This window comes from Loktanella sp. DJP18, from assembly GCF_049310965.1.
Taxonomy (GTDB): domain Bacteria; phylum Pseudomonadota; class Alphaproteobacteria; order Rhodobacterales; family Rhodobacteraceae; genus Loktanella.
The window spans coordinates 1-3,844 of sequence record NZ_JBMERN010000215.1 but is presented as its reverse complement, the minus strand read 5'-3'; the positions used below and the strand labels follow the sequence as shown (position 1 = coordinate 3,844).

Sequence of the window (3,844 nt, the reverse complement as noted above, 5' to 3'; positions counted from 1 at the left end):
TTCAAGTTATCACGAGGAAGACATAATGCGGAGGTCGATTTTATTGTCTTCTACATTTCAATGAGTTGGGCTTTGGGATTGCCATACCTGCTGCGCATTATTTGAGACTGGAAGTTCTCCTGGTTGATCGACCAACCCAAGGAGAACCAAATGTCACCATCAACCCCCAAAGCACTTTTGAAGCTTCGCGAGACGTTACAAGAGCAGCGCTATAGTCCAACTGTCGTGAGCAATTATTGTCTCTATGCGGGCCAGTTCCTGTCCTGGCTGCAAGCTCGCGAGATCGATCTGTGCGACGTGGCGCCGGACCTTGTCGCGCGCTATCTGGATCACGCCGCGCGCCAATTTGAAAAGGATCGTGGGCGTTCACCTGCTGCCAAATGGAGATCGATACCGCGCTCGGGCATCTATGCCTTGCTGCGTTCCGCTTTGGCAGAATGGCCGCCGGCACCGCCAGCTGCGAGCGCGGCGGAACAAGAAAGCCGGGTTGTCTGCGCCGCTTACGAACTCTGGTTAAGCGAAGAACGCGGATTGGCGAAGCCATCAATCAAAGCGCTGATGTGGGAGGCACGCCACTTCTGCAGGTGGCTTACCGAGCGAAATGGGAAAGCCGATTTTGCCGATCTGAGCGTGCGCGACATCGATGCTTACATGGATAGCCGGACACCGGGTCTGACCCGCAAATCGCTCAAGGATGTGGCCGAGCGGTTGCGGGGCTTTCTGCGCCATTTGCATCGTAGCAAGCTGCACGGCGATGATCTCTCAGGCCACGTGATTGCACCGCTGCTCTATGCCTATGAGGGCATTCCGTCGATTCTAACCACCGAACAGATCGTACATGTGCTAGAGTTGGCGGGGCAGGACGTCTCGCCAATGGGTTTGCGCGATCACGCCATTCTTCAAATCCTTGCCAAGTATGGCCTTCGCTCAGGCGAGGTCGGTCGGTTGCAAATAGACGATTTCAACTGGCGTGCCGATACCCTGCGGGTGCAGCGTTCCAAGACCAATGTCATGGCCATGCTGCCCTTGATGGAACCGGTGGGGAACGCGGTCCTGCGTTACTTGCGCGATGGCCGCCCACAGGCAGATGTGCGCACCGTCTTTTTGAGGAGCCGGGCACCCTATCAAGCGATGAAGACGGGCGGCTTTTATGGTGTGGTCAAGCGGCGTCTCGCCGCCGCAGGAATTGAACCGGTTGGCAAGCGTGGGCCACACATCTTCCGCCATGCCCGCGCAGTCAGCATGCTCAGGGCATCGACCCCACGCAAGATTATCGGTGATGTGCTTGGTCACAGATCATCCGAAGCAACCATTCAATATTTGAAGCTTGCCACTGAGGATCTTCGTGCGATCGCCATAGATCTTCCAGGCCGGGAGGTGAAACAATGAGGCGTTGGCCCCAGGATGGCGAAGAGATCATCAAGCATTACATCGCCCAGCTTCCTTTGAACTACGCGATATCACCGATCTACTACCGACAAGCGCTGGAAAGCTTTCGGCGGGCGGCGCTGCAATGTGGTGCAACCGATCGACGGACACTTGAATATTGGTTGCGTGAACGCGGTGAGGTCTGGGCCCGCTCGACAGTGCAGCACCGCGCTCGCATTGTTGCTCGCTTCCTTGACGCCCTGGTGAATGACGGAAGGATTGAGAGTAACCCGATCACCGACCTTCGGCGTGAATATAATGCCCACGGTGACACGGGCATCATAGGGGCTTTGATGACCCCTGATCCCGATCAGGCGCTCGAAGCGTTGCGACAGCCGCGACCGTTTGCGAGTCCCTTGGGAGAGCTGATGCGCGACCATGTCGAACGGATGCAGCGCAGGGGCTACCGGTATGAAGCCGCTGACGCCATATGCCGCAGGTTTGACCGCTTTCTACAGCAACGACCCGATCTTGATAGCCAGCCACTGGAGACCCTGCTTGAGCACTACCGCAGGACGAAGGCGACCGCGAACCATCCTGCGGAATGCGAGAAACTGGCGCGTATCCTGAACAAGGCCCTCTGTCATGACGATCCCTCGCGGCCCAAACGGCCCCCCGACAATCGGCCTACGAAACAGGTCGCGCACAGCTGGCGGCGTCCGTATATCTACAGCCCCGAGGATATCCGGAAACTGCTTGCCATCGCCCGAACCTATCCGTCGCCGCGCGCGCCGTCGCGTCCGATCAATCTCTACACCACGCTGGTTCTGGCTTATTGCGCTGGATTGCGGGTCGGCGAAATTGCCAGGCTTACGCTCGGCGACGTTGACATGCAGGCCGGGACTATCGCGATCCGGAAGACGAAGTTCTTCAAGTCGCGCATCCTGCCACTATCAGACAGCGCAATGAATGCCTTACGCGCGCTTCTGAAGGCGCGGCAGGAGGCCAACGTCTCGCACAGCTTTGACGCTGGCTTGTTCTGGCATGATCAGAATAACCGGCAGTACTGCCGGGCGTCCATCAGCACCCACCTCGTCGCCATTCTGCGCATGGCCGGTTTGAAACCAGCTGCAGGCAAGATCGGGCCACGCATCCATGATCTCCGGCATACCTTCGTCGTTCACCGGATCCTTGAATGGTACCGGCAAGGCTTGAACCCGCAGGAAAAACTGCCGTATCTAGCAACATATCTTGGCCACCGCGACATCAACTCCACGCTGGTTTACATCACTGTGACCCAGGAGTTGCTGCATGAAGCGAACGAGCGGTTCCGGGCATTCACCTATCCGCTTGGCAACGCCGAACCGGCCGAGGTGGTATCATGAAGTTAGATCCGCTCCCCCAGTTGCTGCGCATGTTCTTTACCGACTGGATGGTTCAGCAACGCAACGCGTCACAACACACCGTCAAGTCATATCGTGATACCTGGCGGCTCTTTCTGCGCTTTGTAGCAGCCCGTTGTAGCAAACCGGTTGTTCGTCTCACGCTGAGCGAGTTGACCGCCACAGAGGTCATCGCCTTCCTGCATGATCTTGAGACTGTACGCGGCGACACGATCGGTACCCGCAATTGCCGCCTTGCTGCCCTGCGCAGCTTCTTCGGCTTTGTGGCAACGCGCGAACCGGAACTGATAGCACAATGCGCGGACGTCATGAATGTCCCCACGAAAAAGGCACCGATCTGCGCGCCGGATTACCTTGAGCCCGAAGAAGTGCAGGCGATCCTGGCGCAACCCGACCGGTCAACGCTGATCGGCCAGCGGGATCATGCTTTGCTGTCGTTCCTCTACAACACTGGCGCTCGTATCCAGGAAGCGCTTGATCTCTATCCGCAGGCCATTAGGTTCGAGGCACCCGCCTGCGTGCGATTGTACGGAAAAGGCCGGAAGGAGCGGATCAGTCCGCTTTGGCCAGAGACGGTCGAGTTGCTGCGATCTCTGCTGGAGCGCGTGCCGAGACCAGCCGACGCCCCGCTCTTTGTAAACCGCTACGGCAACCCGCTCAGTGCTTCAGGTGTGCGCTTCAAACTGGCGTGCTATGTTCGGGCGGCCGAAACAATCACGCCGACGCTGGCAGCAAAGCATGTGACCCCGCACAGCTTCCGGCACGCGACTGCGGTGCACCTCGTTGCCGCTGGCGTCGACGTCACGGTCATCCGAAGCTGGCTCGGCCACGTCAGCCTTGAGACCACAAACCACTACGCCCAGGCCAACCTGGAAACCAAACGCAAGGCGCTGGAACGGGTTGAGAAACCGAAGACCGGTAGTCCGCCCTCGTGGCGGCGCGACCAAAGCGTGCTCGACTGGCTCGATACGCTCTGATCGGCGCTACAGATAATGCGGAGGAAAAATGCTGGTAACTGCTGTAAACCAGTACCTTGGCGGACCTCCTCCGCATTATGCCTTCCTCGTGATAAC

At 58.2% G+C, this 3,844-nt stretch carries 3 protein-coding genes; all 3 read left to right on the top strand.

The features are described 5' to 3' along the window. The first annotated feature begins 123 nt into the window (after positions 1-123). Genes ACOI1H_RS24020 through ACOI1H_RS24010 form a run of 3 tightly spaced genes read left to right on the top strand, consistent with a single transcriptional unit; the run spans position 124 to position 3,748 of the window. Positions 124-1,389 (top strand): tyrosine-type recombinase/integrase, encoded by a 1,266-nt coding sequence (locus ACOI1H_RS24020; RefSeq protein ID WP_422440721.1) that lies wholly within the window; start codon positions 124-126, stop codon positions 1,387-1,389. Beyond that, the gene (locus ACOI1H_RS24015) at positions 1,386-2,753 is read left to right on the top strand and encodes a tyrosine-type recombinase/integrase (RefSeq protein ID WP_422440719.1); all 1,368 of its coding nucleotides are present in this window, start codon (positions 1,386-1,388) and stop codon (positions 2,751-2,753) included. The genes ACOI1H_RS24020 and ACOI1H_RS24015 overlap by 4 nt, the downstream gene beginning before the upstream one ends. Continuing rightward, positions 2,750-3,748 carry a tyrosine-type recombinase/integrase gene (locus tag ACOI1H_RS24010; protein ID WP_422440718.1) on the top strand — a complete coding sequence of 333 codons (999 nt, stop codon included), beginning with the start codon at positions 2,750-2,752 and terminating at the stop codon, positions 3,746-3,748. The genes ACOI1H_RS24015 and ACOI1H_RS24010 overlap by 4 nt, the downstream gene beginning before the upstream one ends. Positions 3,749-3,844: the final 96 nt, after the last annotated feature.